This window comes from Actinopolyspora mortivallis, assembly GCF_003001495.1.
Taxonomy (GTDB): Bacteria; Actinomycetota; Actinomycetes; order Mycobacteriales; family Pseudonocardiaceae; genus Actinopolyspora; species Actinopolyspora mortivallis_A.
In genome coordinates this window covers 1-23,438 of the sequence record NZ_PVSR01000048.1, presented here as the reverse complement: position 1 = coordinate 23,438, position 23,438 = coordinate 1, and the positions used below count along the sequence as shown (strand labels likewise).

General features: G+C 69.3%; 23 protein-coding genes and 1 pseudogene. 10 read left to right on the top strand and 14 right to left on the bottom strand.

Translation table 11 applies throughout. The features are described from left to right. The 3 genes and pseudogenes from CEP50_RS18080 to CEP50_RS18070 all read right to left on the bottom strand — a co-directional run. Nucleotides 1–355 (bottom strand): annotated as a pseudogene (locus tag CEP50_RS18080) (NADH-quinone oxidoreductase subunit H); the annotation flags it as partial. Then, a complete protein-coding gene (locus CEP50_RS18075) occupies nucleotides 348–1,586 on the bottom strand; it encodes a hypothetical protein (protein WP_106115132.1) in 1,239 nt (412 codons plus the stop codon). The pseudogene CEP50_RS18080 and the gene CEP50_RS18075, both read right to left, overlap by 8 nt. After that, nucleotides 1,583–1,933, bottom strand: coding sequence for an NADH-quinone oxidoreductase subunit A (locus CEP50_RS18070; protein WP_106115130.1), 351 nt, complete (start codon nucleotides 1,931–1,933; stop codon nucleotides 1,583–1,585). The genes CEP50_RS18075 and CEP50_RS18070 overlap by 4 nt, the downstream gene beginning before the upstream one ends. Before the next feature lie 472 nt (nucleotides 1,934–2,405). Here CEP50_RS18070 and CEP50_RS18065 point away from each other — a divergent pair, with 472 nt between their 5' ends. After that, nucleotides 2,406–2,861 (top strand): STAS domain-containing protein, encoded by a 456-nt coding sequence (locus tag CEP50_RS18065; protein ID WP_106115129.1) that lies wholly within the window; start codon nucleotides 2,406–2,408, stop codon nucleotides 2,859–2,861. 24 nt (nucleotides 2,862–2,885) lie between these two features. Here CEP50_RS18065 and CEP50_RS18060 read toward each other — a convergent pair whose 3' ends face one another. From CEP50_RS18060 to CEP50_RS18050, 3 genes are all read right to left on the bottom strand, one after another. Then, on the bottom strand, nucleotides 2,886–3,872 hold the full coding sequence (locus tag CEP50_RS18060) for a TIGR03557 family F420-dependent LLM class oxidoreductase (protein ID WP_106115128.1): 987 nt from the start codon (nucleotides 3,870–3,872) through the stop codon (nucleotides 2,886–2,888). 2 nt (nucleotides 3,873–3,874) lie between these two features. Continuing rightward, nucleotides 3,875–4,156, bottom strand: a complete 282-nt coding sequence (locus CEP50_RS18055; protein WP_106115127.1) for a hypothetical protein — start codon at nucleotides 4,154–4,156, stop codon at nucleotides 3,875–3,877. Between the two features lie 111 nt (nucleotides 4,157–4,267). Beyond that, complete coding sequence (locus CEP50_RS18050) at nucleotides 4,268–4,684, bottom strand: DUF2267 domain-containing protein (protein WP_019854088.1); 417 nt, start codon at nucleotides 4,682–4,684, stop codon at nucleotides 4,268–4,270. Between the two features lie 156 nt (nucleotides 4,685–4,840). Here CEP50_RS18050 and CEP50_RS18045 point away from each other — a divergent pair, with 156 nt between their 5' ends. The 3 genes from CEP50_RS18045 (at nucleotide 4,841) to CEP50_RS18035 (ending at nucleotide 6,957) form a co-directional block, all read left to right on the top strand. Beyond that, on the top strand, nucleotides 4,841–5,230 hold the full coding sequence (locus tag CEP50_RS18045; protein WP_106115126.1) for a YidH family protein: 390 nt from the start codon (nucleotides 4,841–4,843) through the stop codon (nucleotides 5,228–5,230). Between the two features lie 55 nt (nucleotides 5,231–5,285). Next, nucleotides 5,286–5,624, top strand: coding sequence for a DUF202 domain-containing protein (locus CEP50_RS18040; RefSeq protein ID WP_106115125.1), 339 nt, complete (start codon nucleotides 5,286–5,288; stop codon nucleotides 5,622–5,624). Nucleotides 5,625–5,754: 130 nt separating this feature from the next. After that, a complete protein-coding gene (locus tag CEP50_RS18035) occupies nucleotides 5,755–6,957 on the top strand; it encodes a site-2 protease family protein (RefSeq protein WP_106115124.1) in 1,203 nt (400 codons plus the stop codon). 54 nt (nucleotides 6,958–7,011) lie between these two features. Here the strand turns inward: CEP50_RS18035 and CEP50_RS18030 are convergent, their stop codons facing one another. Then, nucleotides 7,012–7,227 (bottom strand): hypothetical protein, encoded by a 216-nt coding sequence (locus CEP50_RS18030; RefSeq protein ID WP_106115123.1) that lies wholly within the window; start codon nucleotides 7,225–7,227, stop codon nucleotides 7,012–7,014. Between the two features lie 115 nt (nucleotides 7,228–7,342). Then, nucleotides 7,343–8,647 carry a S8 family serine peptidase gene (locus CEP50_RS18025; RefSeq protein ID WP_106115122.1) on the bottom strand — a complete coding sequence of 435 codons (1,305 nt, stop codon included), beginning with the start codon at nucleotides 8,645–8,647 and terminating at the stop codon, nucleotides 7,343–7,345. A gap of 386 nt (nucleotides 8,648–9,033) precedes the next feature. On the opposite strand from CEP50_RS18025, the gene CEP50_RS18020 reads away from it, so the two are divergent. From CEP50_RS18020 to CEP50_RS18005, 3 genes are all read left to right on the top strand, one after another. Then, nucleotides 9,034–9,261 carry an RNA-binding S4 domain-containing protein gene (locus CEP50_RS18020; RefSeq protein ID WP_106115121.1) on the top strand — a complete coding sequence of 76 codons (228 nt, stop codon included), beginning with the start codon at nucleotides 9,034–9,036 and terminating at the stop codon, nucleotides 9,259–9,261. A gap of 66 nt (nucleotides 9,262–9,327) precedes the next feature. Then, on the top strand, nucleotides 9,328–10,218 hold the full coding sequence (locus CEP50_RS18015; RefSeq protein WP_106115120.1) for an MBL fold metallo-hydrolase: 891 nt from the start codon (nucleotides 9,328–9,330) through the stop codon (nucleotides 10,216–10,218). 738 nt (nucleotides 10,219–10,956) lie between these two features. Then, entirely contained in the window at nucleotides 10,957–12,126 is a 1,170-nt protein-coding gene (locus tag CEP50_RS18005; protein WP_258175394.1) for a hypothetical protein, read from the top strand. Nucleotides 12,127–12,220: 94 nt separating this feature from the next. On the opposite strand, the gene CEP50_RS18000 is transcribed toward CEP50_RS18005, so the two are convergent. The 4 genes from CEP50_RS18000 to CEP50_RS17985 form a co-directional block, all read right to left on the bottom strand. Beyond that, nucleotides 12,221–13,381 carry an alpha-hydroxy-acid oxidizing protein gene (locus CEP50_RS18000; RefSeq protein WP_106115118.1) on the bottom strand — a complete coding sequence of 387 codons (1,161 nt, stop codon included), beginning with the start codon at nucleotides 13,379–13,381 and terminating at the stop codon, nucleotides 12,221–12,223. A gap of 211 nt (nucleotides 13,382–13,592) precedes the next feature. Continuing rightward, entirely contained in the window at nucleotides 13,593–14,318 is a 726-nt protein-coding gene (locus tag CEP50_RS17995; protein ID WP_181188443.1) for a DUF4328 domain-containing protein, read from the bottom strand. Nucleotides 14,319–14,731: 413 nt separating this feature from the next. Then, nucleotides 14,732–15,496: an alpha/beta fold hydrolase gene (locus tag CEP50_RS17990; protein WP_106115116.1), complete on the bottom strand. Its 765-nt coding sequence runs from the start codon at nucleotides 15,494–15,496 to the stop codon at nucleotides 14,732–14,734. A 61-nt stretch (nucleotides 15,497–15,557) separates the two neighbouring features. Beyond that, complete coding sequence (locus CEP50_RS17985; RefSeq protein WP_106115115.1) at nucleotides 15,558–16,838, bottom strand: cytochrome P450; 1,281 nt, start codon at nucleotides 16,836–16,838, stop codon at nucleotides 15,558–15,560. A gap of 157 nt (nucleotides 16,839–16,995) precedes the next feature. Between CEP50_RS17985 and CEP50_RS17980 the strand changes: the two genes are divergently transcribed. From CEP50_RS17980 to CEP50_RS17970, 3 genes are all read left to right on the top strand, one after another. After that, nucleotides 16,996–17,418 carry a peptidoglycan-binding domain-containing protein gene (locus CEP50_RS17980; RefSeq protein WP_106115114.1) on the top strand — a complete coding sequence of 141 codons (423 nt, stop codon included), beginning with the start codon at nucleotides 16,996–16,998 and terminating at the stop codon, nucleotides 17,416–17,418. A gap of 837 nt (nucleotides 17,419–18,255) precedes the next feature. Then, a complete protein-coding gene (locus tag CEP50_RS17975) occupies nucleotides 18,256–20,355 on the top strand; it encodes a tetratricopeptide repeat protein (protein WP_106115113.1) in 2,100 nt (699 codons plus the stop codon). 277 nt (nucleotides 20,356–20,632) lie between these two features. Next, complete coding sequence (locus CEP50_RS17970) at nucleotides 20,633–21,226, top strand: DUF6461 domain-containing protein (RefSeq protein WP_106115112.1); 594 nt, start codon at nucleotides 20,633–20,635, stop codon at nucleotides 21,224–21,226. A gap of 100 nt (nucleotides 21,227–21,326) precedes the next feature. Here the strand turns inward: CEP50_RS17970 and CEP50_RS17965 are convergent, their stop codons facing one another. Together CEP50_RS17965 and CEP50_RS17960 are read right to left on the bottom strand one after the other, a co-directional pair. Continuing rightward, the gene (locus tag CEP50_RS17965; RefSeq protein WP_106115131.1) at nucleotides 21,327–21,950 is read right to left on the bottom strand and encodes a LutC/YkgG family protein; all 624 of its coding nucleotides are present in this window, start codon (nucleotides 21,948–21,950) and stop codon (nucleotides 21,327–21,329) included. After that, on the bottom strand, nucleotides 21,947–23,438 hold a 1,492-nt coding region (locus CEP50_RS17960), incomplete at its 5' end, for a LutB/LldF family L-lactate oxidation iron-sulfur protein (RefSeq protein ID WP_106115111.1). The genes CEP50_RS17960 and CEP50_RS17965, both read right to left, overlap by 4 nt.

Here is a 23,438-nt window from a genome sequence, read left to right as displayed (position 1 = left end):
CGGCGGCCCACACGGCCCCCCACCCCAGGATCTCCGCCGCGTTGAACCACACGATCCCCACGTCGGGATCGGCCGCGACGTACCTGCCGAGCGGCAGCACGAGCGCGGCCAACAACGCCGCCACGGGCACGGTCGCCACCCCCACCCGCCACAGCACCGTGTCGGCCGCGCGGGTTCCGCGCCGCTGGGTCACCAGCAACCGGAGCGTCTCCCGCAAGGGTGCGAGGAGTCCGCTCCCCGGGGAAGCACCACCCGCCCGGGCCGAGAGCACCGAGTCGAAAGCGACCGCGCCGCAGGCGAACCCGCCGAGTGCCACGGGCAGGACCGCCGGCCACCACAGCGGAGTCTCAAGCACCGGAGAACCCCCACCCCTCGTCCGGCGGGATCCCGGTGCCGCGCGGGTCGAGGCTGGCCACCGTCAGCCGCGCCGCCGACAGCTCGGCCCCCTCCAACAGACCGGGCAACACCTCCAGCACCGGACCGGAACGAACCCAGGTGGCCGCCCCCGCGGTTCCGGAAAGGGCGGAGGTGTCGTCGACCCGGTGCGCCCCGCGCTCGATCTCGGTCAGCCACTCCCGCCACCGTGCCGCCACGTCACCGCCGGCGCGGCTCGCCCGCAGCACGGTTCCGCCGAAGCCGGCCCGGTGGGCCGTCCCCGTGGAGAGCACCCCGATGTCGCTGGTGAGCCAGGTCAGCGTCCGGCTACGTCGCAGCCTCCCGGCCAGGCGGGCGATCCCGGCACGCAGCCGGCTTCCCGGTCCTCCCGCCAACGTCTCGTCCCGGATCCTCCGGGCGAGTCCGGCCGGATCCGGCCATCCCACGACCGTGAGCAACCCCGCCAGGCTGTCCAGTCGGGCGGCCACCACCCGGCGTGCGGCCCACCCCCTGGTAACGCGGTGCCCGTCGGCGGCGTGGCGCCACGGTTCGCCCCAGAACTCTCCCCCGGCGTCGGGGTCGTCGAGCTGTTCCGCCTCGACCCACTGAAGGACGTCTCCCTGCAGAACGGTGTGGACGAGCAGGCCGGGAGGCCATCCCGGAAGCGGCGACCCGAGGGGAACGTGCAGCCGGTCGAGGGCGAGACCGTCCCGGTCGGGGCCGCGTCCTGCCATGGCGAGCCCCTCAACAGTGCCCGCGTGGTGCTCGTGGCCCTCGACCTCCCCGTGCGTTCCCGCATGGGAATCCGTCCGTGTCTCGGAGGCCTCCGAGTACCTTCCCTCTCCCCGGTTGCCCTCCGTCGCCGCGGCCTCGGCCCCGGACTCCGGAAGAGGGGTCCGTGGTCCTCCTCCCCCGGCCAGTTCCTCCCGCACCCCGTCGAAGAGGCGCGGAACCTCCCCGGCCTCCCCCACGTGGAGGAACAGACGCGGCTCCGGTACGCGTCGCCACAGGGCCCGGACCCTCCCGGCCAACCGGGATCCCGCTGTCCCGGCCAACACCAGCACGTCGGTGTCCGCCGGAGACAGAGCGCTCGGCCATCCGCGGCGACGCAGCTCACCGTCCACGGCCAGCCGGACCCTCTCCCCGCCCGCTGCCTGGAGCACCATCACGTGTGGCCGGGCCAGGGCCAAGCGCAGCACGGTTTGACTCACACCCACCGCAGCGCCCCCTCGCGCCACGCGTGGAGCACGCCGACGAGCAGGATGCCGAGGAAGACGAACATCTCCACGACCGCTCGCACGCCCACCGTGGACACCACCAGCGTCCACGGATACATGAACAGCATTTCCATCTCGAAGGCCAGATAGATCATCGCCAGCGTGTACCAGCGCACGTGGAACCGGCTGAAGGCGTGTTCGACCGGTTCCCCTCCGGGGAGGAACTGGTCGACGGACCGGGCCGGCCCCGTCACGGCCAACGCTCGTGCCGTGGCGTAGGCGACGCCCAGGCCCAGCAGTCCGACCCCGAACAACACCGGTAGCGCACCGAGACCGCTCATCGGAGCACACCCGCCACGGCAACGGCACACCACAGGACGTCACGTCCCTCACCCGGCCCGTGCACACTCCCACCCCCTGCGAAGCACCGCACCGATCCTCGCGCATCACCCGGGATCTCGCCTGTTGCCGAAGACCGCTCACATTCACTTCGGGAGTCCGGACGAGGGACACCGCCGGAAGCGGCGGAGCAGGCCGAGGTCCGGCGCTGGTGCGGGTTTCTCCGAATTGCGCGGCGCGGTGGAGGGTGCATCCTGGTGACACGGTTCCCCCACGGATCCGCGATGACCTCCCGCCGGTTTCCGACCACGGCCCGCCGCGACTCCCCGAGTCGTCACCAGCCGGTGACGGCGTCCTGTTCAACGGTTTCCGCGCGGTTCGACCTCGTTGTCCCGGTAACCGCCCGGAACCGGACGAACGGCGGGACCCCGTCACCAGCCGCGGCCCGCGAACCCTCCCGATTGTGGGGAGAACATGTCCGAATTCGACATACCCGAGCAGAGCCCCCGTGCTCCGCACATCGAGTCCCTTCCGGCCTACCGCCCCGGAGCACGACCGGACAGACCGCTGCGCTGCGGTGATCACCACCCCCAAGCGGGAACGCTCGTGGTCTCGGCGAGCGGAACGCTGGACATGGCGGCCTCCACCGCCTTCGCCGAGTCCCTGCGGCGACGCCTGGAACGCGCGGTCGCCACCCTGGTACTCGATCTCTCCGGCATCGAGTTCATCGACACCAACGGTGTGATCACACTGTTGGAGACCGCCGCACGAACACGTCTACGGGGAGTCGAGCTCGTTCTCGTGCCGAGCCCCACGGTGACCCGACTGCTGACCCTGCTGGAGGTCGACGACCGCTTCCTCCACGCCGACAGCGCCGAGCAGGCGGCTGCCTCCCCGAGGCGGGGGGCCGCCCGGCCACGCTCACGGTGAGCACCGCCACCAGCGGGAACAGTCCTACCGGCCGTCGCCTCCCAGCTCACGCAGCGCGGGGAGCAACTCTCCCTCGGCGAACCGGAAGAACCCGACGGGATCGGTGTCGACTCCCACCTGTACGAGAGCCACGTCGGTGAACCCCGCGTCGAGGTAGGACGAGACGGCGGAGACGATCGGCTCCACCTCGGGCCCACACGGGATGGCCGTGGCCACGTCTTCGGGACGTACGTGGTGGGTCGCCGCAGCGAAAGCCGCCGGGCCGGGCAGTTCCGCGTTGACCTTCCACCCTCCGGCGAACCAACTGAACTGTTCGTGGGCCCGTTTCACCGCCGCCTCGCGGTCGGGGTCCCAACAGACCGGCAGCTGCCCTATCTTGCGGTCCCCCACCCAGTGGGAACGACGCTCCCAGTCCGCGCAGAGCTGCCCGTCGGGCTGCACGGCGATCATGACATCGGACATCGGGGCGAACCGGTTCACCGACTGCGGACCGGAAACCGCCGTTCCGATGGGGACCCTGCGGTCCGGAAGGTCCCACAGCCTGGCCGAGTCCACCCGGTAGTGGGTCCCGACGTAGTTGACGCTGCCGCCGTCGAACAGCGCGGAAATGATCTCGATGGCCTCGGAGAGCATCTCGTGCCGCAGGTTCACCGGCGGCCAGCCCCGCCCGACGACGTGCTCGTTGAGGTTCTCCCCGGCCCCGAGCCCGAGCAGGAACCGGTCCCGTGACAACAGGCCGACCGTCGCGGCCTTCTGGGCCACCACCACGGGGTGATACCGCATGATCGGCGCGGTCACGTAGGTCATCAGCTCGATGTCGCTGGTCGACTGGGTCACCGCCCCCAGCACACTCCACGCGTAGGGCGAGTGTCCCTGCGGCGCCAACCAGGGAAAGACGTGGTCACTGATCACCTCGAAGTCGAAGCCGCTGCGTTCGGCCGCCGCGGCGTGCTCCACCAGGGAACGCGGCCCGGACTGTTCGGTCATCAGGGTGTATCCGATGCGCGCCATGCTCACCCCCCGAGTCGTGCGCGCAGCTCCGGGAGGAACCCGGCGTCGGCCTCCCGCAGCTCCTCCAGATCGATGTCGTGTGGCAGCGCCGTGGAGGGACGCCGGTCCAGCAGGTACCGCACCGTCTCGACCACCACGGCGCTCTCCTCGGGAGGCGGGGGTGCCAGGTCGTCCAACACCTCCTGCCCGAGCACCACCCGGTGTTCGGTGGTGTGCCCGGCCTCGTGTACCTCGGCGGCGTAGCTGTGCTCCCCCACACGCATGACCTCGACGCTCTCGCTCATCACCTGCTCCCTTCCGGAACTCTCCGCTCTCCGGAACCCCTCCGGGGTAGGACAGGACAGTGCCGCGCCCGGGGCCCACCACGGCGCGGCGGGGGCCGCGCGGACGGAGCCTCAGGCCGGGTGCATCTCGCCGGTGCTGCCGGAATCCAGCAGTTCCCGCAGCTGTGGGGGCAGGGCGTGCCGCACCTTGTCCATCTGGCCGCCCTGGGTGGCCTCGCGCAGCACTTCCATGACCACGCGGCTGGAGTAGACGGCGCGGGGTTTCTCCAGTCCCGCCCTGGCTCCGACACGTTCGAGGAACTCGTCCAGGTCGAAGCGCTCTCCGGTTCCCGTGCCGCTGAACACCTCGGTGCGGCGCAGGTGCTCACCGATCTCCCGGGGAAGCTGTGCGGCCACGTGCTCGGCGAGTCGCTCCGGAATCCTTTCACCCAGGGTCTCCAGCGTGGCGCGGGTGACGGCTTCGGCCGCGCCCCGGCTCGGGAGTTTCGCGCGTGCCTGGACCTGGCCGATGAAGGTGTCGTGTTGCATGGCTCCCCCTTCCTGAACCCTTCCCTTCGGGGCTACCCAACGAGCGGCACCACCCAACCGGCCCCCGGAGGGTGTTTCGCGCTCCTCGCGGCGGAGAGCGCGGACACCCTTCCACCGTCGTGACCGCCGGCGCCTCGCCCCGGCTAGGATGGCGTCATGTCCGCGCCGTCCCACGGAACCCGGCGCTGGCCGCGCCGGGTCTACGAGGCCGGTACCGACCCCGACCCGCGTTTCTCCCTCGCCAACGAACGGACCTTCCTCGCCTGGCTGCGTACCGCGATGGCGTTGATGGCCGCCGGGGTCGGGATCGAGATGCTGAACACGGGGGGTCTGCTGCGCACCCCCTTGGTCACCGTGCTGGCGGTGCTGTTGCTGCTCGGCGGAATCGTGGTCAGTGCCGTGGCGTTCACCCGCTGGGCCGTCACCGAACACGCGTTGCGCACCGGGCGCTCGCTGCCGCCTCCCCGCCTGGGGGCTTTTCTCGGTTACGGACTCGCCGTGGTGGGACTCGTCGCCGTGGTGCTGCTGCTTCTGTCGGGCGGATGAGGCACCGTCCCGTGGACGGCCTCACGGCACGCACGGTCGCGGAACGGAGCGAGGAATGTCCCCAGGGTCCGAAGAACGCCGGAGACCTCCCGGGCTGCCGACCGAGCGCACCGCCCTGGCCTGGTTGCGCACCTACCTGGCCTTTCTCGGGGGCAGCCTGGTATTGCTCCGGTTGATGGCCCACACGCGGCCGGAGCTCGCGGTGGGGGCGGCCTGCGTGCTGCTTCCGACGGCCGGGGTAGCCGGTGGTCTCGCCGTGCGGCGCTACCACCTCGGTAACCGGGAGGTTCCGCCGGAGAACCAGTCACTGCCCGACGGGCGACTGCCGGCCGTGCTCACGTTGCTGGCGATCCTGGTGGCCGCCCTGGGCACACTCCACGTGCTGTTCGGTTGAGTCCACGTGTGCGTGCACCGGCCACCCGGATGCTTGCCCCGGGACGTGAAGGCTGTGACGCTGGGGACGGAGGCACCCGAGCGGGGATTCCCCGGGGTGCGAGACCTCCGGACGAGTTGGTTGGTCGGCTATGACGGGCACGATTCCGCTGGGGCACGTCGCCGGTATCCGTCTCGGCCTGCACTGGAGCGTGGCGGGCATCGTCGGACTGATCGTGTTCCTGCTCGGCTCCTACTGGCTTCCGAGCACCTTCCCCGGCCACGCCGAGGTCCTCTACTGGCTGGCCGGGGTGGCCGCCGCGGCGCTGCTGGTGGTGTCGATACTGGTACACGAGCTGGCCCACGCGGTGGTGGCCGTGCGCAACGGCGTGCCCGTGGACGGGATCACCCTGTGGCTGCTGGGAGGGATGGCCCGGCTGCGCGGCGAGGCGGCCACCCCCCGCAGCGATCTGCTCATCGCCGTGGTCGGTCCCGTGGCCAGCGGGGCACTCGCGGTGGTCTTCGCCGGGGCTACCTGGATGCTGGCCGTCGTCCAGGCCGGTGAACTCACCGTCGCGGTGGCCGGTTATCTGAGCGCGCTGAACCTGGTGGTGGCCGTGTTCAACCTGCTTCCGGCCGCCCCGTTGGACGGAGGGCGCGTGCTGCGTGCCGCGCTGTGGTCCCGCACCGGGGACCGCTTCCGGGCCGCGGTCTGGGCCGCGCGTGCCGGTGCGGGGCTGGGGTTCCTGCTCGTCGCCTACGGACTCGTCAGCGTGCTCACTCGGGGGTTCGAGGGCGTCTGGGCGGTGCTCGTGGGGTTCTTCGTCATCCAGGCGGCGGGAGCGGAGAAGCAGCAGGCCCGGGTGAGTGCCGCGCTCGCCGGGATCCGGGTCCGTGATCTCCCCGGACCACGGATCATCCGCGCTGACGCCGACTCGACGGTGTGGTCCGCCTTCGAGTTCGGGGACCCTTCCGGGAGCACGGCCCTGGCGGTGACCGGGACGACGGAGGGGATAGTGACCCCGGAGCAGTTGCGTGCCGTGCCGTTGGCACGACGGACGCACACGAGACTGCGGGAACTCGCCCAACCACTCGCGAAGTTCGACTCCGCCACCCCGGACGAGCCACTCACGGCTCTGCTCGCCCGTCGCGGGGGTTCCACGTCCCGAGCGGTGCTGGTCCTCGAGAACGAGCACCCGGTGGGCATGATACCGGCGGACCGGATCGAAAGGCTCCTTCGGGAACGCCTGGCACGTGCCACCCGACAGAACCCAACTGTCGGAAACACCGTTCCACCGGACACCGAACCCCCCGCGGACTGGTGGTACCCGGGTCAGGGCGAGCGGAACCGCTGAAACCATTCCCGGAGTCTCCCCCGAGGGGAACCGTACGGGTCACCGGCACCCCGGTCAGGGAATCCCGAAGGTCTCCTCGGTGTCGACGGAGGCGATTCCACGGATTCCCCGGAGTCCCGCGAAATCCGCCTGCCCCAAGGAACCGGTAATCACTCCGAGTTCTTCGAGTACCTGATCCACGTGCATCCCGGTGCGGCGTAACTCCTCGGAGACGGACGCGATGTCCGCCGCGCCTTCGTCGTCGAGAGTGACCACGATCCTGTCGGACACTGCCCTCCTTTCGGGGGTGTGACTTCCCCACCCGCTCCCCGAGGGGGCGGGGCAGGCGGTCGAGTACGTCTCGCGAAGCGCTCCGCCCCACACGACCCGATGTCCTGTTGGGACGTCACAACAGCGGCGCCTTGACCAGCCCCGCCCCCACGTCCACCGACGGGATCTCGAGACGCTGAGCGGTACGCATCAGCTGCGCCCACAACGCCTCGCCGCTCGCTCCGGTTCGCTGTGCCCACAGCGCCGCGATGCCGGACACGTGTGGCGTGGCCATGCTCGTCCCCGAGATCGTGTGGTAGCGCCGCTCCAACGGCCAAGTGGAGTACACGTCCACCCCCGGGGCGGCGATGTCCACCTGTCCTCCCATGACCGGATTGCTGCGGGCCGAGAAGTCCGCGATGGCGATCCGAGGATCCACGGCCGCCACGGCCATGATGGAGGGACTGTTCGCGGGAACTCCCACGAAGCCGGGATCACCCTCGTCACGGTTCGCGTTGTTGCCGGCGGCGGCGATGATCAACGACCCCCGCGCCAGGGCACGTCGTCCCACCATCTCGTACCGCCAGGAGACGGAACGGATATTGGCACCCAGGGACATGGAGATGATGCGGCAGTCGTTGCGCACCGCCCAGTTGATCCCGGCGAGGATACCGGTGTCCGAACCGGACCCCTCGTCCCCGAGAACCTTTCCGATCAGGATCTCGGACTCCCCCGCCACCCCGTAACGCCGGCTGCCCGGAGGGTCGGGCGGATGCTGCGGACCGCAGGCCGTACCCGTGCAGTGGGTGCCGTGTCCGTTGCCGTCCTGGACCTGCTCTCCCGGGACGAAGGACCGCGCGTGCAGCTCGCGGCCCCTGAAGTCCGGATGGGTGCGATCCAGTCCCGTGTCCAGCACGGCCACGCTGATCCCCGCACCGGTCAGTAGGGACCTCGTGACCTCGGTGGCTCGCAGTCCCCAGGTGGCCTCGTCGGTGTCCTCGAACTCGGCGGGAGCGGCACTGACCGTGGACCACGCGCCGTCCGGGACACGCTCGGAGGTGCCCGTGGCCGTCGGGCTCCTCTCCAGGGCGTACATGATCCGTTCGGGTTCCACCGAGAGGATCCGGGAGTCCCCCTCGGCGGCCTGCCTGAGCCCTCGGGCGCGCTCCGGATCGGCGCTGATCACGCCGATTCCGAGGTCGGTGAACATCGTCGCCTCGGCGCCGGAGGTCTGTTCGACGTCCAAGGCGCCGTGTTCGAAGTCGGTGGTGCTGGCGATGTCGATGGCTCCGCTCAACGAGCGCAGTGTCTCGGCCTCGTCGGCCTCCCGGCCGAACACCTCGTCACTGAACACCACGACATACCGTCCCGTCGGGGACTCCCCGTTCTCGTCGGAGTCTCCGGCAGCCCCCTCACCGGGAAACGGAGCGGAATCGTCCATGATCGCGTCCCTCCTTGGGAACAGTCGGATCGGCGGAAGAAGCGAAAAACCACGGCCACATCCGAATCGGTCACACTTTTCAGCGCGGAACGGCGGCACACCGAACCCACGGGAAAATCACGACCCCGTACGGAACGGTTTCGAGCCGACATGATCCACATCTGCCATCCTAACCCGCACCGGATCCGAATATCCACCCTCGACGAGGTATTCCGAAAAATTCATTCGCACGAGTTAGCAGCTCACTTTCCACGAGAACGGAAACGCCGAGGGGACGTTTTGACCCCAAAAATGGGAAAATATTTCACGAAATAAATTCTTACCTCTCCTCCCCTCCATCAGGGGCGCCCGCCCGCACACGAAGCCGGTTCGGGACAATTCCCCGTATGGAGGACGTGGAGATCAGTGACGGAAGCATCCGGCTGGGCCAGCTGCTGAAGCTGGCCGGGGTGGTCGAGCACGGCGCCGAGGCCAAGAGCCTGATCCAGGCGGGTGAGGCACGGGTCAACGGCGAGGTCGAGACCCGCCGAGGACGCCAGCTCGTACCGGGTGACGAGGTCTCGTTGCCCGGCCGGGAACTACGAGTGACCGCGACACCGGGGGGAGACGGGTGATCCGCGGGTTCCGGGCTGACCACCGACGTTCCGAACCACGACAGCCACGCGAAAGGAACTCGGACCATGTCCACTCCCGACATCATCCGCCCGGCTGAGCGAACCACGGTCCGGCTGCGCCTGCCCGGCGGCTGGTTCCACAACAACACCGGCTGGATCCGCGGTGACGACCGCGTGCTGCTGGTGGACACCTGCGCCACGGAGACACGCACCCGTCACCTGCTCGACGGTGTGCGGGCCGAAGCCGGTGACCTTCCGCTGGAGGCCGTCCTCACCCACGCCCACGGCGACCACGCCAACGGCGCCGGGCAGGTGGAACGCGCCGGTGGCACCGTCCACGCCACGCCACGCACGGCGGAGGACGTCCACAACGGTCCCCACACGCATCCGGAACTGCTCGGGGAGCTCGACTGGGGGAACATCGCTCCTCCCGCCCGGATCGAACCGGTTCCCGCCGCCCGCACACTGGAGCTGGGGAACGCCCAGGTGAGCCTGCACCCCGCCCCGGTACGGGCCCACACCGCCGGCGACCTGGTGGTGCACCACGAGCGGGAGAGTGTGCTGTTCGCCGGGGACCTGTTGTTCTCCGGAATCACCCCGCTGGCCCTGCACGGCAGCATCGGCGGGTGGATCGAGGCACTCGATTGGCTGAGCGAATTCGGAGCGGAGACACTCGTTCCCGGCCACGGCCCGATACCGCCCGTCGGGGAGAAACTGCTCGCCGAGCAGCGCGCCTATCTGCGGTGGCTGCTGGAACACACCACCGAGGACGAGCCCGACCACGCCGCACTGGAGCTGTGCGCCCGCGAACGCTGGCCGCAGTGGCACGATCCGGAACGCCATGCGGCCAACCTGCGTCTGGCCCACGCGGAGAACCACGGTCACGAGCCGGACGTGACCACGGCTGCCAGGGCCATGCTGAGGTCGGCGGGAGGCCACATCGCCGTCAGCCTCTGAACGGAAGTCCCGGGCCTCCCGTGTGACGGGAGACCGAGTGCCGTCCAGCGGGCGGAGTTCAGGAGATCGTCGTCTCCAGGAAGGTTCGCACCGACTCGGCGACGCGGCGCAGCATCGTCAGACCGTGCTGCGCCGCCGCGGCGGCCTCCTGCGGAGAGTCCGCCACCCACCACAACAGCAACGCGAGCGCCAGCAGCGAAAGCAGTCCCCTCAGTGGTCTCCCCCTTCCCCGGTTGCCGGGCCGAACCGAGTGTCCCGGATTCCGGCGGAACTCGCTCGCGGGGAGCGGGCACGTGCGGCAGCGACACGCCGGAACGACCCGGAAGGTTCCCGCATCGTTGTCGAAGCCCTCCGGGACCGGCGAACGAACCGACCGCCCCGGCTCGTTCCACCCGGTTGTCAGCTCCAACCCACCTTTCCGGAAAAATCCTTTCGGTCCCTCCTCTTTCGCGACGACAGCGACTCCCCCGGAAGTAGCAACTCCCTCCTTCGGATGCATCAGGGTTCGTTCCCCCGAACGAAACCGACATGACGAGGAAAATTTTCCATTCCGCTCCGGTTCCGGAAACGGTGTTGACTGGCTCTCGACGTATCTCCGAGGATTCCTGTCGGAATTCACGAGATCGGCAACCGGACCGCTGCACGGAGGATTCGCTCATGAGATTCAACGAGTCGAAAGGCCCAGGAAGACCCGACGAGGGTTCCCTCGGGCGAAGGAATTTCCTGAAACTCGGCACGGTGGGTGCTGCGGGGCTCGCCGTGGCGGGAACGGCGGCGGGAACAGCCGCGGCCTCGACTCGTTCCCCGGCCCGACGGACCGCCGGAACGCTGGCGGTGGACACCCTTCCCGACCCGGCACCGGTGGACCTGAAACAGGGTGGCGGCAAGACCTACCACTCCAGCCCCGGTGACACCCCCTCCTTCTACGTCAGCGACTTCGACGGCCTGAAGAACGCCCTGGAGCAGGCCGGCGACGGCGACATCATCCGTGTCCGGGACGACGCGCAGATCGACATGACCGGCGCCGAGAACACCCTGTCCATCGCCTCCGGAGTCATCCTCTCCGGGGGACGCGGCAACAACGGCAGCCTGGGCGGACTGATCTACACCACCCGGGACCGCAACCCCCAGGCGGACGTTCCCCTGCCCATGTTCCAGACCCGCGGCGACCGGGTCCGGTTCACCGGCCTGCGCATCCAGGGCCCCCGGCTGGCCAACTACTGGGATCCCGAGGGCAACGTGGGCGACCCCGCCGACCACGAGGAGTACAAGCACTACCTGATCGGCGGAATCCACTTCCTGGGGGACAACTGCCGTGTGGACAACTGCCAGATGTACGGTTTCACGCACGCCGCGATCTCCGTGGGCGCACGGAACTACCCGGTCTCCGCGCGAGTGGATCACAGCAGCATCCACAACAACCCCATGGAGCACTTCGGCTACGGGGTGAACCTGTACAACGGCGAGTCCGTGATCGAGTGGAACTACTTCGACTACAACCGGCACTCGATCGCGGGATTCGGCTACGAGAGCAACGGCTACACCGCCCGCTACAACCTGGTGGGGCCCCACCCCATCAGTCACGCCTTCGACATGCACGGGTTGAGCCAGAACAACGGTTCCGGCGAGGTCGCCGGGGGAACGATCAACATTCACCACAACACGTTCCAGTTCACCCACGACGTCCACCCGGACACCAGGCCACAGGAGGCCGTCGCGATCCGCGGCATCCCCGCCGACCGGTGCGACATCAACGAGAACTGGTTCTACCACGACTCGAAACCGGTCGAGGTCAACAAGCAGGGCAATGCCTACCGGCAGGAGAACGAGAAGTGGATGCACATGTGGGCCTCGGGCAACCACTTCGGTCGCGGTGAACCCGCCGCCGGGATCGGGCACCCGCGCTGAGCCCTTCCCGGGACACCCTGGGGGTCTCGACGCCACCCCCCGGGGTGTCCCACCCGCAGGAGGCCCGCACGAAGGGACTCGCCCGCCGAGGTGCTCAGAGCCGACGCAGTCCCTCCTGGCGCAACGCGGCCAGATCCGGGTAGCCGTCCACGGCCATGAGCAGATCGGCTTCGGCCAACAGGGAACGCGACTGGTGCACCACGCCGTGCTCCCCTCCCACGGCCAGGGCGTAGACGTAGGGTCTGCCGACCCCGACGGCCGTGGCCCCGAGCGCGAGGGCCTTGACCACGTCGGTTCCGCTGCGTACCCCGGAGTCGAACAGCACGGGCAGCTCCCCGGCGGCCTCGACGATCTCGGGCAGCATCCGCAGCGCGGGGATTCCCCCGTTGGCCTGCCTGCCACCGTGGTTGGAGCAGTGGATCCCGTCGACGCCGTGATCCTTGGCGCGACGTACGTCGTCGGGGTGCTGGATGCCCTTGAGCAGAACGGGCAGTTCGGTGGCCTCGCGAATCCAGTCGAGGTCCTGCCAGCCGAGGGAGCGACCGAAGACGTTGACCCATTCCCCCACCACCGAGGAGGGGTGCTCCTCGGGAGCGCCCGGAAGACGGCGGCGAAAGGCCGGGTCACTGGTGTAATTGGCCAGGCAGTAGCCACGCAGCTGCGGGAAGTTGGCCGTGTTCAGGTCACGGGGACGCCAGCCGGTCACCCAGGTGTCCACGGTGACGATCAGTGCGCGGTATCCGGCGTTCTCGGCACGGTGGATCAGGCTCAGGGCGAGATCACGGTCGTCGGGGGTGTAGAGCTGGAAGAATCCGGGGGTTTCACCGAGTTCGGCGGCCACCTCCTCCAGCGGGTCCTGGCTGAGGGTGGAGACGGTCAGGGGCACCCCGGTACGGGCGCAGGCCCGTGCCGTGGCCAGGTCACCGTGGAAGTCCTGGGCACAGATCCCCAGCACTCCGACGGGGGACAGAAACAGGGGATGCGGCAGAGTGAGTCCGAACAGCTCGACGGACAGGTCACGGTCGTGGGCACCGTTGAGCATCCGCGGCACCAGTCCCCAGCGGTGGAACTCGGTGACGTTGAGGCGCTGGGTGTGTTCGTCCCCGGCTCCACCGGCCACATAGGAGTGGATCCAGCTGGGAAGCACTTCGGTGGCCTTGCGTTCGAGGGAGGGGAAGTCGACCGGATGCGCCGGGAGTTCTCCCGCGAGTCCGCCCGCGTAGATCTCGGTCTGGTACTCGCCGTAGCGTGTCATCCTCGTCTGCCCTTCCACGCGAGCCGGCCGGAAACGAAACCCTGTCGGGTTGTTCGGCAGCATAGTAGGGAGTCGGCCGGACGTCTGCCGTCGTGATCCTCGTCCGACACACGGCACCCGGACGAACTCCTCCGCGCTCGTGCGTTCGCCTCCGCCACGAGTGGAGGTTCCGGAGCGGGGAGCCGGTGCTGTCCGGCTCCCCGGGACCCCCTCAGTAACCGGCGAACGCGACGGTGCCGATTCGCCCGTCGTGGTGAGCGCGGTGCTGTTGCTGCCATGTCGTGATGCGTAGTACCACCACCAGGGCCAGCACGGCGGCGGCCGCACTGACCGGGGACAGGAGCATCCCCGACACGGTCCAGTCCCGGTACAACCGGGTGACGTCGAGCGGATCCAGTGACCCCACACCCTGACCGGGGCCGGTGTAGGCCATCTCCTGGATCCTGCTCACCCTGTCCGCGAGGAGATGAGCCCACCACAACAGCCACCACGCCCACAGCAGACCGCCTCCTCGAACCGGTCTCTTCGCCCCCTCACCTCCGGCGGAGACCCGGTTGTCCGGATGGCTGGCATGCCAGATGTCGGTCACGATCTGCTTCGGAAACCAGAAGTTGACCACCGGAACGATCCATCCGGCGATGAGCCACCCCTTGGCACGGCGCTGCTTGACCGTACCCAGTCGTTCCGCGTTCGCCCGCACCCGGAACAACCACACCAGGAACACGACAGCCGTCGCCAGGAAGACCGCGACGATCAGGCAGAAAGAGACGAACTCGGTGATCTCGAACGGGACCACGTCGGACGGATAGATGTCCGAGTCCGGGTCCAACAGCCCCTGGTACAGGTAGTAGCCCCACGCCTGCAGTGGAATCTGGAGTGTGAACAGCCCCGCGAGCACCCCCAACAGCCAGGAGGTGGCCAAGCCGAGACCGCGCACCCGTTTCAGCTCTCCGTTCCGGGGGACCGAACCGGAGGGAACCGAGTGCGGGACCGCGCCCGTCCGCCCCACGTAACCGCTCGGAGGCGAACTCGCAGCCCCTATGGACTGTCCCGGTACCAACCCCGACTCACCCGACGGGAAGCCGCATCCGGGACACGTCCCCTCCCCGGCCGACACGATCGCACCGCATCTCGAACAGGACACGAACTCTCCCAACACCACACGGGGACAAAAACGCCGTAGAACCTATCCGGCCGTGGAGCGCCCGTGGGACTCGGTTCCGGAGACGGGACGTGTTCTCCCGTGTGGCCCGGTGCCGGGGAGAGCGAGGAGGGGAGCGTACGGCTACCGGGTCACAGCGGGTTTCCGCAGTCCGGCCCGGTTCACCGTGACACCGACCCGTCGGTTTCTCACGAGCGGGTCAGGAATCCTTCCATCAGCGCGACCATCGCCAGTGGGACCTCCTCGGGCGCGTAGTGTCCGGCGTCGGCGAACACCTCGAGTTCGGCGTTCGGGTACCAGCGCAGCCAGGTCTTCCGCATCACCTCGGGCGGGAGTGCCTTGTCGTGCGCGCCGGCACACACCAGCACCGGTGTCTCGGTGCCCGCGATCCGCTCGTGGATGTCGGTGCCCGCCCACGAGTCCAGGTAACGGCGGAAGGCGTTCCGGTCGCTGCGTTCCACCGAACGACGCACGGCGGCCTCCAGCCAGGGTTCGGGGAGTCTGTTCCCGGAGGTCATGTCGATGATGGCCCTGCGGTTCTGCGGGTTCCAGGCGGCTGCGGCGAACAGTTCCCAGCTCTCCTCGTCCAGGGGCACCCCCGACGCGGGAACGGGTGAGATCCCGACCAGGCAACGCAGCCTGTTCGGGGCCTTGAGCAGCACGTGCTGGGCGATCATTCCTCCCATCGAGTGCCCGATCACGGAGAACTCGGGCAGTTCGAGCGCGTCGGCGGTGGCCAGCACGTCCTCGGCCGCCTCGGAGACGGTGTACTCCCCCGCGTGACCGACGGCCTGCCCGTAGCCACGTAGGTCCACGAACACGTAGGAGAAGGTGGTGGTGTCCAGCCAGGGATGCAGCGCGGCGAAACTGCTGCGGTCAGCGAACCAGTTGTGCACCACCAGCACCGCGTGCCTGCCGCTCCCCAACCGGTCGTGGGGCAGTGCGTGCGCCATCTCACCTCCCGGACGCGTGGGAGAGTCCGTCCTCCGAGAATGATCTCCCGGAACGGGGAGGTCAATTCCGCGTGCGAGTGATGTTGTCGGGAACGAATCGGACCGGCATGTGCTTGATGCCGTTGACGAAGTTCGACACCAGTCGCCGTGTCGGCCCGGCGAGTTCGAGCTCGGGCATCCGCCACAACGCCTCGGCGTAGAAGGCACGCAGCTGCATCCGGGCGAAGTGCGCCCCCAGGCACGCGTGGGGCCCGTCCCCGAAGGCCAGGTGCCCGTTGGGGGAACGCCGGATGTCGAACTCGTGCGGCCGGGGGAACGCACGCCGGTCGAAATGGGCCGAACAGTGGAAGACCACCACCTTGTCCCCGGCCCGCACGGCCCTGCCCGCCAGGTCGAGATCGGTGGTGGCGGTGCGGCGGAAACTCAGCACCGGCGGGTGGTAGCGCAGCGTCTCCTCCACCGCCGAGTCGAGCAGCTCGGGCTCCGCCCACAGGGCCCGGTGCTGCTCGGGGTGTTCGGCGAAGGCACGCATCCCCCCGGACAGCGCGCTGCGCACAGTGTCGTTTCCCGCCACCGACAGCAGGAAGAAGAACATCCCCAGTTCGGCCTCGGACAGCCCCCGGCCGTCCACCTCGGCGGTGGCCAGCACGCTCATCAGGTCGTCGGCCGGGTGGCGACGTTTGTGCTCGGCCAGTTCACGCGCGTAGGCGAACATGTCGCCCAGTTGTTCGGGTGAACGCGGATTGACCGGTCGACCGGCGGCGTCCACGGTGGTCTCGGCGTGGTCCGGGTCCTGGTAGCCGATGACACGGTTGGTCCACTCCAGCAGCCTGCCGCGGTCACGTTCGGGGACTCCGAGCAGATCAGCCAGATTGAGCAGCGGGAAGTCGTCGGTGACCTCGACGGGCAGGTCGCACTCGCCGTGCTCGGCCACCACGTCGACCAGTTCGCGGGCCCGCCGTGCCACGGCCCGGCGCATCAGTGCGACCCGACGGGGTGTGAAGGCACGGCTGACGATCCGGCGTAGCTTGTTGTGCTCGGGGGGATCCATGTTGAGCATCATGCGCCGGAGGAAGTCCAGGTCCTCCGGGGCGGGATCCCGGATCTGAGTGGCCCCCAGCCACGAGGAGAACTCGGCCGGGGACCTCAGCACCCGCACCACGTCCTCGTAGCGGGTGACGGCCCAGAAGCCCGGACCGGCGGGCCAGTCGCCCACCGGGTGCTCGTGCTGCCAACTGACCGGATCGTGCTCACGCAGCCACGCGAAGGACTCGTGCGGAATGCCGTCGGCGTAGCGACGCGGGTCGAAGACATCGGGGGGCGAGGGTGCACCGTCGGCCATCGAACCTCCAGGGGATGTCACTGCCACCGGAAAACACCCTGTCACCGGGCGGGAACCAGCGCACTACTCCACGAGTGTCCGGCTGGGCAGTACGTACGTCGGTGTCCCGGTGCGCTGGCGTGTTCACGCCACGAAGGTCCCGACCGGGAAAAAACGTGTGATCATCGAACACATGCAGAAAAGAATAAAGAGATTCATGGCCACTCTGGGGGTTTTCGCGGCGGCCGGGGCCATGAGCGTCACCGTCGCTCCCGCCGCCACGGCGTCCACCGCCACCACCACGGCGCTGCCCACCTGCACGAAGGTGTTCCAGTACCTTCCGGCTTCCTCCGGCGACTCGTGGGACTGCCTGCTCTCCCAGGGGATCTCCAACAACGCCGTGCACGCCCTGCAGGTGTCCCTGAACAACTGCAACGGCCAGAGCCTGGCCGAGGACGGTATCTACGGACCGGCGACACGCTCCGCCGTGATGGACGTCCAGCGTTCGGCCGGGATCGCCGTGGACGGCGTGTACGGACCGAACACGCGGAAGAACATGCTCTGGCTGACCGCGACCGGCTGCAACTCGCGGGACTGGTGAGACGGACCCGCCGCGGCGGATCCCCCTCGGACCGTGTCGAACACGGACGTCAACGGCCACGGAGCCGCTGATCCCCGTCCGCTGGGACTCCGCCGCCGGTGCGGAAACGGGCTGCTCCCGTTTCCGCACCGGTTTGTTCGGTGGAGGAATCCACCGGCTGTGCTGTCGTTGCGGTCACCGGGGCGCTCGGGGACACGGGGCGGACGGTTCCACAGCCTCGGCCATGGCCCGGGCCCCGGCGTCGCCGGGAGGCGGACCGTCCCCGACGTTCCTTCCCTGCGGGACACCCGAAACCGGGGCCTCACCGACCCGGACGGTGCGGCCTCCGTAGCGCCGCTGCGGTAAGCGGTGTTCCCGGGAGAAGAGCGGATTCCGCGTTCGCGTCATGAGATCCCTCTGCCGGGACCGACTGCTGGAAAGCGCATTCCAGCATCCGGCCACGTCCACCGACAAGGTGGCCTCCCCGAAAGGAGCAACGGCTCCCCGGGACATCCACTCCGGCGAGTCCGGGACCCCATGTCGTGGGTTGATGCACGAACGCCCACGCGGCGGGTTCCGTCGTTCGGGCCGTCGAGAGGGAAAAGCACTCGGAGGGAACCGACACGACTCGGTGGTTCGCGGACTCGCCGGGCGAGATCCTTGTTCGCACGCTCAACCGGTACTACCCACGACAAGGCGGACGACGCGGTCGTCAGGGACGGTTCATCGAACACACGGCGGGAGGCGGGAGTGCCGCCAGGGCGGGGAACAACAGCCTCCGGGGAGCACCCACCCGAAATCCGGGGTGATTCCGCACCCGGTCACGTCACCCACGAGGGCCCCTCCGATCGGACCACGATGGTCACGAGCCACCACGAAACGGGCTCGCAGGCGCTTCTCCCCCGTCGCACCTCGTGGCCGGCACCGCCTCCCCGGCAGCTTCCCCCCGACCCCGATCCGTTCGTGGGCCGGGACGCGGAACTCGCCACGCTCGACGAGTGGCGGGACACCGCCTCGGGACCGCTGCTGGCCGTGATCAGCGGCCCCGACGGGATCGGGAAAACAGCGCTGGCCCTGCGCTGGTCACACCGACGGCGCACTCACTTCCCCGACGGGCGGCTGTTCGTCGAAGGCCACGGCCCCTGTCCGGACACTCCGCGCCCGGCGGCCGAGCTCCTCGGAAGTCTGTTGTGCTCCCTAGGGGTCCCGCCCGACGGGATACCGCCGGAGGTGGGGGAACGGCTGCGGCGCTATCACTGCCTGACCGAGGGAAGATCCCTGGTCGTGCTCGTGGACAACGCCGCCTCCTCGGCCCAGGTGCGCCCCCTGCTGCCCCGCTCCTCCGGCTCCGCCCTGGTGGTCACCAGCACGGAGAGGCTGAGCGGACTGGCCCGCGAGGGAGCACGATTCCTCGAACCGTCCCCTCTGGACGAACGGGACAGTCTGCGCCTGCTCTCCGGCGTCCTCGGGCAACACCCCCTGTGGGAGCGCCCCGGAGCGCCCAGCGAACAGGCGGTTCCGGGCTGCGGCCTTCCCCTGGCCCTGGCCGTGCTCGCCGGGTGGCCGGACGAGGAACCACCGTGGGACGCCGAAGAGCGTCGACCCGCGCTCCCACACGCCGAGGGCAACCACTCCGTCTCCGAGGTTCGCCGGGCGGAGCACCACCTGACCGCGGTTCTCGACCTCCGTCACCGACGGCTCTCCGCCGGAGCGGCGGCACTCCACCGGATCCTGTCGCGACATCCCGGAACCGACCTTCCCGCTGAGTTGGTCCGACACCTGGCCGAACTCACCGGAATCGACCACGCACCGGCCCTGGAGGAGCTCGTCCGCGCGCACCTGTTCGAGCACACCGGAGAGCGCTACCGGTTCCACGAGCGTGTGCTCGCCCACACACGGGCCACCGACGAACACGCCGCCACCGCCGGAAACCGCACGGAAACCCTGTGGCACATCGTGTGCTGGTACCTGGCTCGCGCCACCGAAGCCGACCTGGTCCTCACCCCGCGACGTCGGCGGTTCGGTCCCTCCCGCGTACCGAACTCCCGAAACCCCGAGCGCTTCGGAGCTCCCGAGGCACTGGCGTGGTTCGATCGTGAACACGCCAATCTCACCGCCGTACTCCACGCCGCCTACCGACGGGGATGGCAGCAGCAGGTCTGGCAGTTGTGCGAGGCACTCGGAGGTTTTCTCGACCACCGTCGGTACCACCGCGCCCGGATCGCCACGCACCGCATCGGTGTCGCGGCGGCGAACGGGGCCGGCCACTCCCGCGCCGAAGCACGCCTGCGTTGTCATCTCGGTGCCGTCCACCTCGAACTCGGGCACTTCCGGAGGGTGCTCGACGTCTGCACCCCGGCGCTGCGGCTGGCCGAATCCGCGTTCGACCGAGCGGGGATCTCCACGGCCCTGTCCCACCTCGCCGAAGCCGCCCACGGCAGTGGGGACCGTGAGCTGGCCCTGCACTACGTCCGCCGGGCTCTGCGCCTGAACGAGAACACCGGCGACCGGCACGGCATCGCCCTGTGCCACCGACGCATCGGCGTGCTGCTCTCCGAAACGGGACACTACGCCGAGGCCGCCACCAGCCTGGACCGGGCACTCACCCTGTTGAACGAGCTCGGCGAGCACCGTGGACGTGCCGGTGTCCTGATCGAGCGAGGGAGGCTGCACCTGCGCCGTGGTGAGTTCGTCGGGGCCGAGAGCTGCCTGACCGAGGCGTTGGCGGCGGCGCGGGAGTCGGGATCGTCCATCTCCCAGGTCGAGGCCCTCGATGAACTGGGGGAACTCGCCGCGCTGCGGGGAGATCCCGCAGCGGCGCTGCGACACCGGTCCCGAGCGGAACAGCAGCGGCGGGCCTCCTCTCCTCCCGCCGCGGAGCGGAGACACGCAGGCGGGGAGCAGTTCACCCGTGCTCCTGCGGACACGTCCCTCCCGAGCGGGCGAACGTACGACTGAGCCGGCGTCGACCCGTCCCGGCCACCCCAGGCGGAACCCCCACCGACGCGGGGGGTTGCTCCCGACTTCCGGATACCGCCGTTCCACCGTGCGGAACGCACCGGCGCCCTCGGCGGGCACGACGGAACGACCGTCGGCAGAAACCAGCCGGACAGCGGGGTCTCCACCGCCCCCGGTGCTGTTCGGGGGATTGCGAAACACGCCCGTCACCCTTGTGATCGGTGAGGACGAAACACCCCTGGGAAGAAGAAGTCGACACCACCGTGAGGTAACACCCATGGCACAGGTGGATATGACGGAGATCTTCGGAGAAGGGTGGTGCGTGACGCTCACCCGAAGATCCCCCACGGAGACGTTGCACATGATGGGAGTGGAGCCGCGACGACAGCGGCCCGTGACCGTGGAGGAAGTGACCGCACGCCGGGACAGGATCGTCGACTACGAGGTTCCGGTCACCCTGCTGGCCCGCTCGCTGGGCAGCGTTTGGTCCCTGGTTCTGGAACTGGAGGGATACTCCGGCTGGGTGGGAACCGCGCCCGAGGTGCTCGAAACGCTGTCCTCGGAGGGCGGACTGGCCGGTTCGGCGATGTATCTGCCCGACGAGCAGGAGGTGCTCTGCGCGCGGGACGGGAACGTGGCGGTGGGCGTCGACCCGCGCACCGGACGGTTGTGGGGCGGAAAGGCGGAGGCGTTCAGACCGATGCTGAACGAAGCGGGTCTCGGCCGCAACGGCGACGGCTCCTGGTGGCCGGGGCTGGAGGAGCTGTCGATGGCCCAGCGTGCCGTGCTGGCCCTGGAAACCGTGCTCGGGATACGACTCGAACAGTCCATGTTGGAAGGACCGTGGCGCGGGGGGCTCTCCTCGCGCTGAACGCGCTCCGGCTGTTCCTCGGGTACCCGGCCCGTACGGGTACCCGCACTCCCTGGCCGTCCCGCCGGACCGACGCGGCACCACCGGCGAACGGGTTCGTTCACTGGTCCACCCGCACCACCACACGGAGGGTGCGAGGCCCATGCACACCCTCCACCCGGTCCAACTCGATGTCCGAGGTGGCAGAAGGGCCGCTGATCATGGTGATCGGGCGCGTGGGTTCCAGTTCGGCCACCGCCTCCGGAATCCCGGCCACCACCGAGGACAGCTCCACCACGCACACGTGCAGATCAGGAACCAGGGTCAACGCCCGTCTGCCCTGGTCGGCCGAGGCGTCCAGGAACACCGTTCCGGTCTCGGCGCAGGTCACCGCCGAGGAGGTGAGCACCCCGTCCACCTCGTCCAACGCGCGGACCGAGAACTCACCGGAGTCGACCTCGACGCTGCCGGAGAACTCGGCCAACCAGGAACGGTCCAGCCCGGGTGGCACCGCGATCCGACGCGCGTCGGCCAGCGCCGCGGCCACGGTGGTCGCGGTCTCCTCCGCGCGGCACCGGTACACCCCGGCGCCGTACTCGGTGAGCCGGTCCACCACCATGTCCAGTCGCCGCTGCTCGGAAAGAGCGCGTTCCCTCCGGTAGTCGCGGGGGATCTCCACCGGTCGGGGCGGGGCAGCCGCCAGCGCCTCGCGAACCCGTCCCAGCACCACGTCCCGTGCGTTCACCACTCACCTCGCTCCGCCTGACGGCGTGCCCGCGCCATCGCGGCGCGTCCTCGCTCGGACTCCCACCACTCCCGGAAGGTCTCACGCGGAGGGACCGGAAGATCGCGCGCCGAGGTCCACGCGGCGAACGGCGGGGGCAGTGCCGTGATCCGCCCGTCGGAGCCACCCAGCACCCGTCCCAGTCGGGAGGCGCGCTGCGCTTTGGTGAAACGTGTGGCCGAGGACATGGCCAGCGAGGCCGCCCGCATCATCGCCGCCTCGGCGGTGTGGCGGCTCCGTTCCACGTGCTGGTGGCGCAGTTCCACCAGCAACGACGGAATGTCGATCTTGACCGGGCACACGTCGTAACACGCCCCGCACAGGCTGGAGGCGTACGGCAGGGAGGCGTTCGGGTCGTCGCGGGTCTCGTGCATCCCCGCCAGCTGCGGGGTGAGGACCGCCCCGATCGGTCCGGGATAGGTCGAACCGTAGGCCTTGCCGCCGGTGCGTTCGTAGACCGGGCAGACGTTCAGGCACGCCGAGCAACGGATGCACCGCAGCGCCTCCCGTCCCACACCGTCGGCCAGGGTGGCGCTGCGTCCGTTGTCCAACAGCACCAGGTGGAACTCCTGCGGCCCGTCCCCGGCGGTGACCCCGGTCCACATCGAGGTGTAGGGGTTCATCCGTTCTCCGGTGGACGAGCGGGGCAACAGCTGGAGGAAGACCTCCAGGTCGGCGAAACTCGGGACCAGCTTCTCGATTCCCATCACCGTGACGAGCGTCTCCGGCATGGTCAGACACATGCGCCCGTTGCCCTCGGACTCCACCACGCTCAGGGTGCCCGTGTCGGCGATCCCGAAGTTCGCCCCGGACACGGCCACCCGGGCGTCCATGAACTTGGCACGCAGGTACCTCCGCGCCTGTTCGGCCAGACTTCGTGGGTCGTCGTCGAGATCGGGGTCCACACCGGGCATCTCACGCACGAAGATGTCGCGGATCTCGGAGCGGTTGCGGTGAATGGCCGGCACCAGGATGTGCGAGGGGAGGTCCCCGCCCAGTTGGACGATCAGCTCGGCCAGGTCGGTCTCCACCGCGGAGATGCCCTCCGCGGCCAGGTGCTCGTTGAGTCCGATCTCCTGGGTGGCCATCGACTTGACCTTCAACACCTCGTCGGCCCCCTTGTCGGAAACCAGACGGGTGACGATCTCGTTGGCCTCGACCGCATCGCGGGCCCAGTGCACCACGCCCCCGCGTTCGGTCACCGCGCTCTCGAAGCGCTCCAGCAGTTCGGGCAGCCGTGCCAGCGCGTCGGCCTTGATCGCGGCGCCGGCCGAACGCAACTGTTCCCAGTCGGGGACCTCCTCGACCGTCCGGGCACGCTTGTCCCGGATGGTCCCGGTGGCCTTGCCCAGGTTGCGGCGCTGCTGGGTGTCCTCCAGCGCGGTGTGCGCCGCCGACGGGAAGGGGTGCTGCCCGCGCAGGTATCCGGTCTCCCGGGGGGCCCGAGGG

Excerpts from the sequence above, each read along its gene's own strand:
- CEP50_RS18045 (WP_106115126.1), top strand. The coding sequence starts at position 4,841 with ATGTCCGCGCCGTCCCACGGAACCCGGCGCTGGCCGCGCCGGGTCTAC.
- CEP50_RS17985 (WP_106115115.1), bottom strand. The coding sequence starts at position 16,838 with ATGGCCGACGGTGCACCCTCGCCCCCCGATGTCTTCGACCCGCGTCGC.
- CEP50_RS17990 (WP_106115116.1), bottom strand. The coding sequence starts at position 15,496 with ATGGCGCACGCACTGCCCCACGACCGGTTGGGGAGCGGCAGGCACGCG.
- CEP50_RS18065 (WP_106115129.1), top strand. The coding sequence starts at position 2,406 with ATGTCCGAATTCGACATACCCGAGCAGAGCCCCCGTGCTCCGCACATC.
- CEP50_RS18015 (WP_106115120.1), top strand. The coding sequence starts at position 9,328 with ATGTCCACTCCCGACATCATCCGCCCGGCTGAGCGAACCACGGTCCGG.
- CEP50_RS18040 (WP_106115125.1), top strand. The coding sequence starts at position 5,286 with ATGTCCCCAGGGTCCGAAGAACGCCGGAGACCTCCCGGGCTGCCGACC.
- CEP50_RS18025 (WP_106115122.1), bottom strand. The coding sequence starts at position 8,647 with ATGGACGATTCCGCTCCGTTTCCCGGTGAGGGGGCTGCCGGAGACTCC.
- CEP50_RS17975 (WP_106115113.1), top strand. The coding sequence starts at position 18,256 with ATGGTCACGAGCCACCACGAAACGGGCTCGCAGGCGCTTCTCCCCCGT.
- CEP50_RS17970 (WP_106115112.1), top strand. The coding sequence starts at position 20,633 with ATGGCACAGGTGGATATGACGGAGATCTTCGGAGAAGGGTGGTGCGTG.
- CEP50_RS18055 (WP_106115127.1), bottom strand. The coding sequence starts at position 4,156 with ATGAGCGAGAGCGTCGAGGTCATGCGTGTGGGGGAGCACAGCTACGCC.
- CEP50_RS18060 (WP_106115128.1), bottom strand. The coding sequence starts at position 3,872 with ATGGCGCGCATCGGATACACCCTGATGACCGAACAGTCCGGGCCGCGT.
- CEP50_RS18020 (WP_106115121.1), top strand. The coding sequence starts at position 9,034 with ATGGAGGACGTGGAGATCAGTGACGGAAGCATCCGGCTGGGCCAGCTG.
- CEP50_RS18000 (WP_106115118.1), bottom strand. The coding sequence starts at position 13,381 with ATGACACGCTACGGCGAGTACCAGACCGAGATCTACGCGGGCGGACTC.
- CEP50_RS18035 (WP_106115124.1), top strand. The coding sequence starts at position 5,755 with ATGACGGGCACGATTCCGCTGGGGCACGTCGCCGGTATCCGTCTCGGC.
- CEP50_RS18070 (WP_106115130.1), bottom strand. The coding sequence starts at position 1,933 with ATGAGCGGTCTCGGTGCGCTACCGGTGTTGTTCGGGGTCGGACTGCTG.
- CEP50_RS18050 (WP_019854088.1), bottom strand. The coding sequence starts at position 4,684 with ATGCAACACGACACCTTCATCGGCCAGGTCCAGGCACGCGCGAAACTC.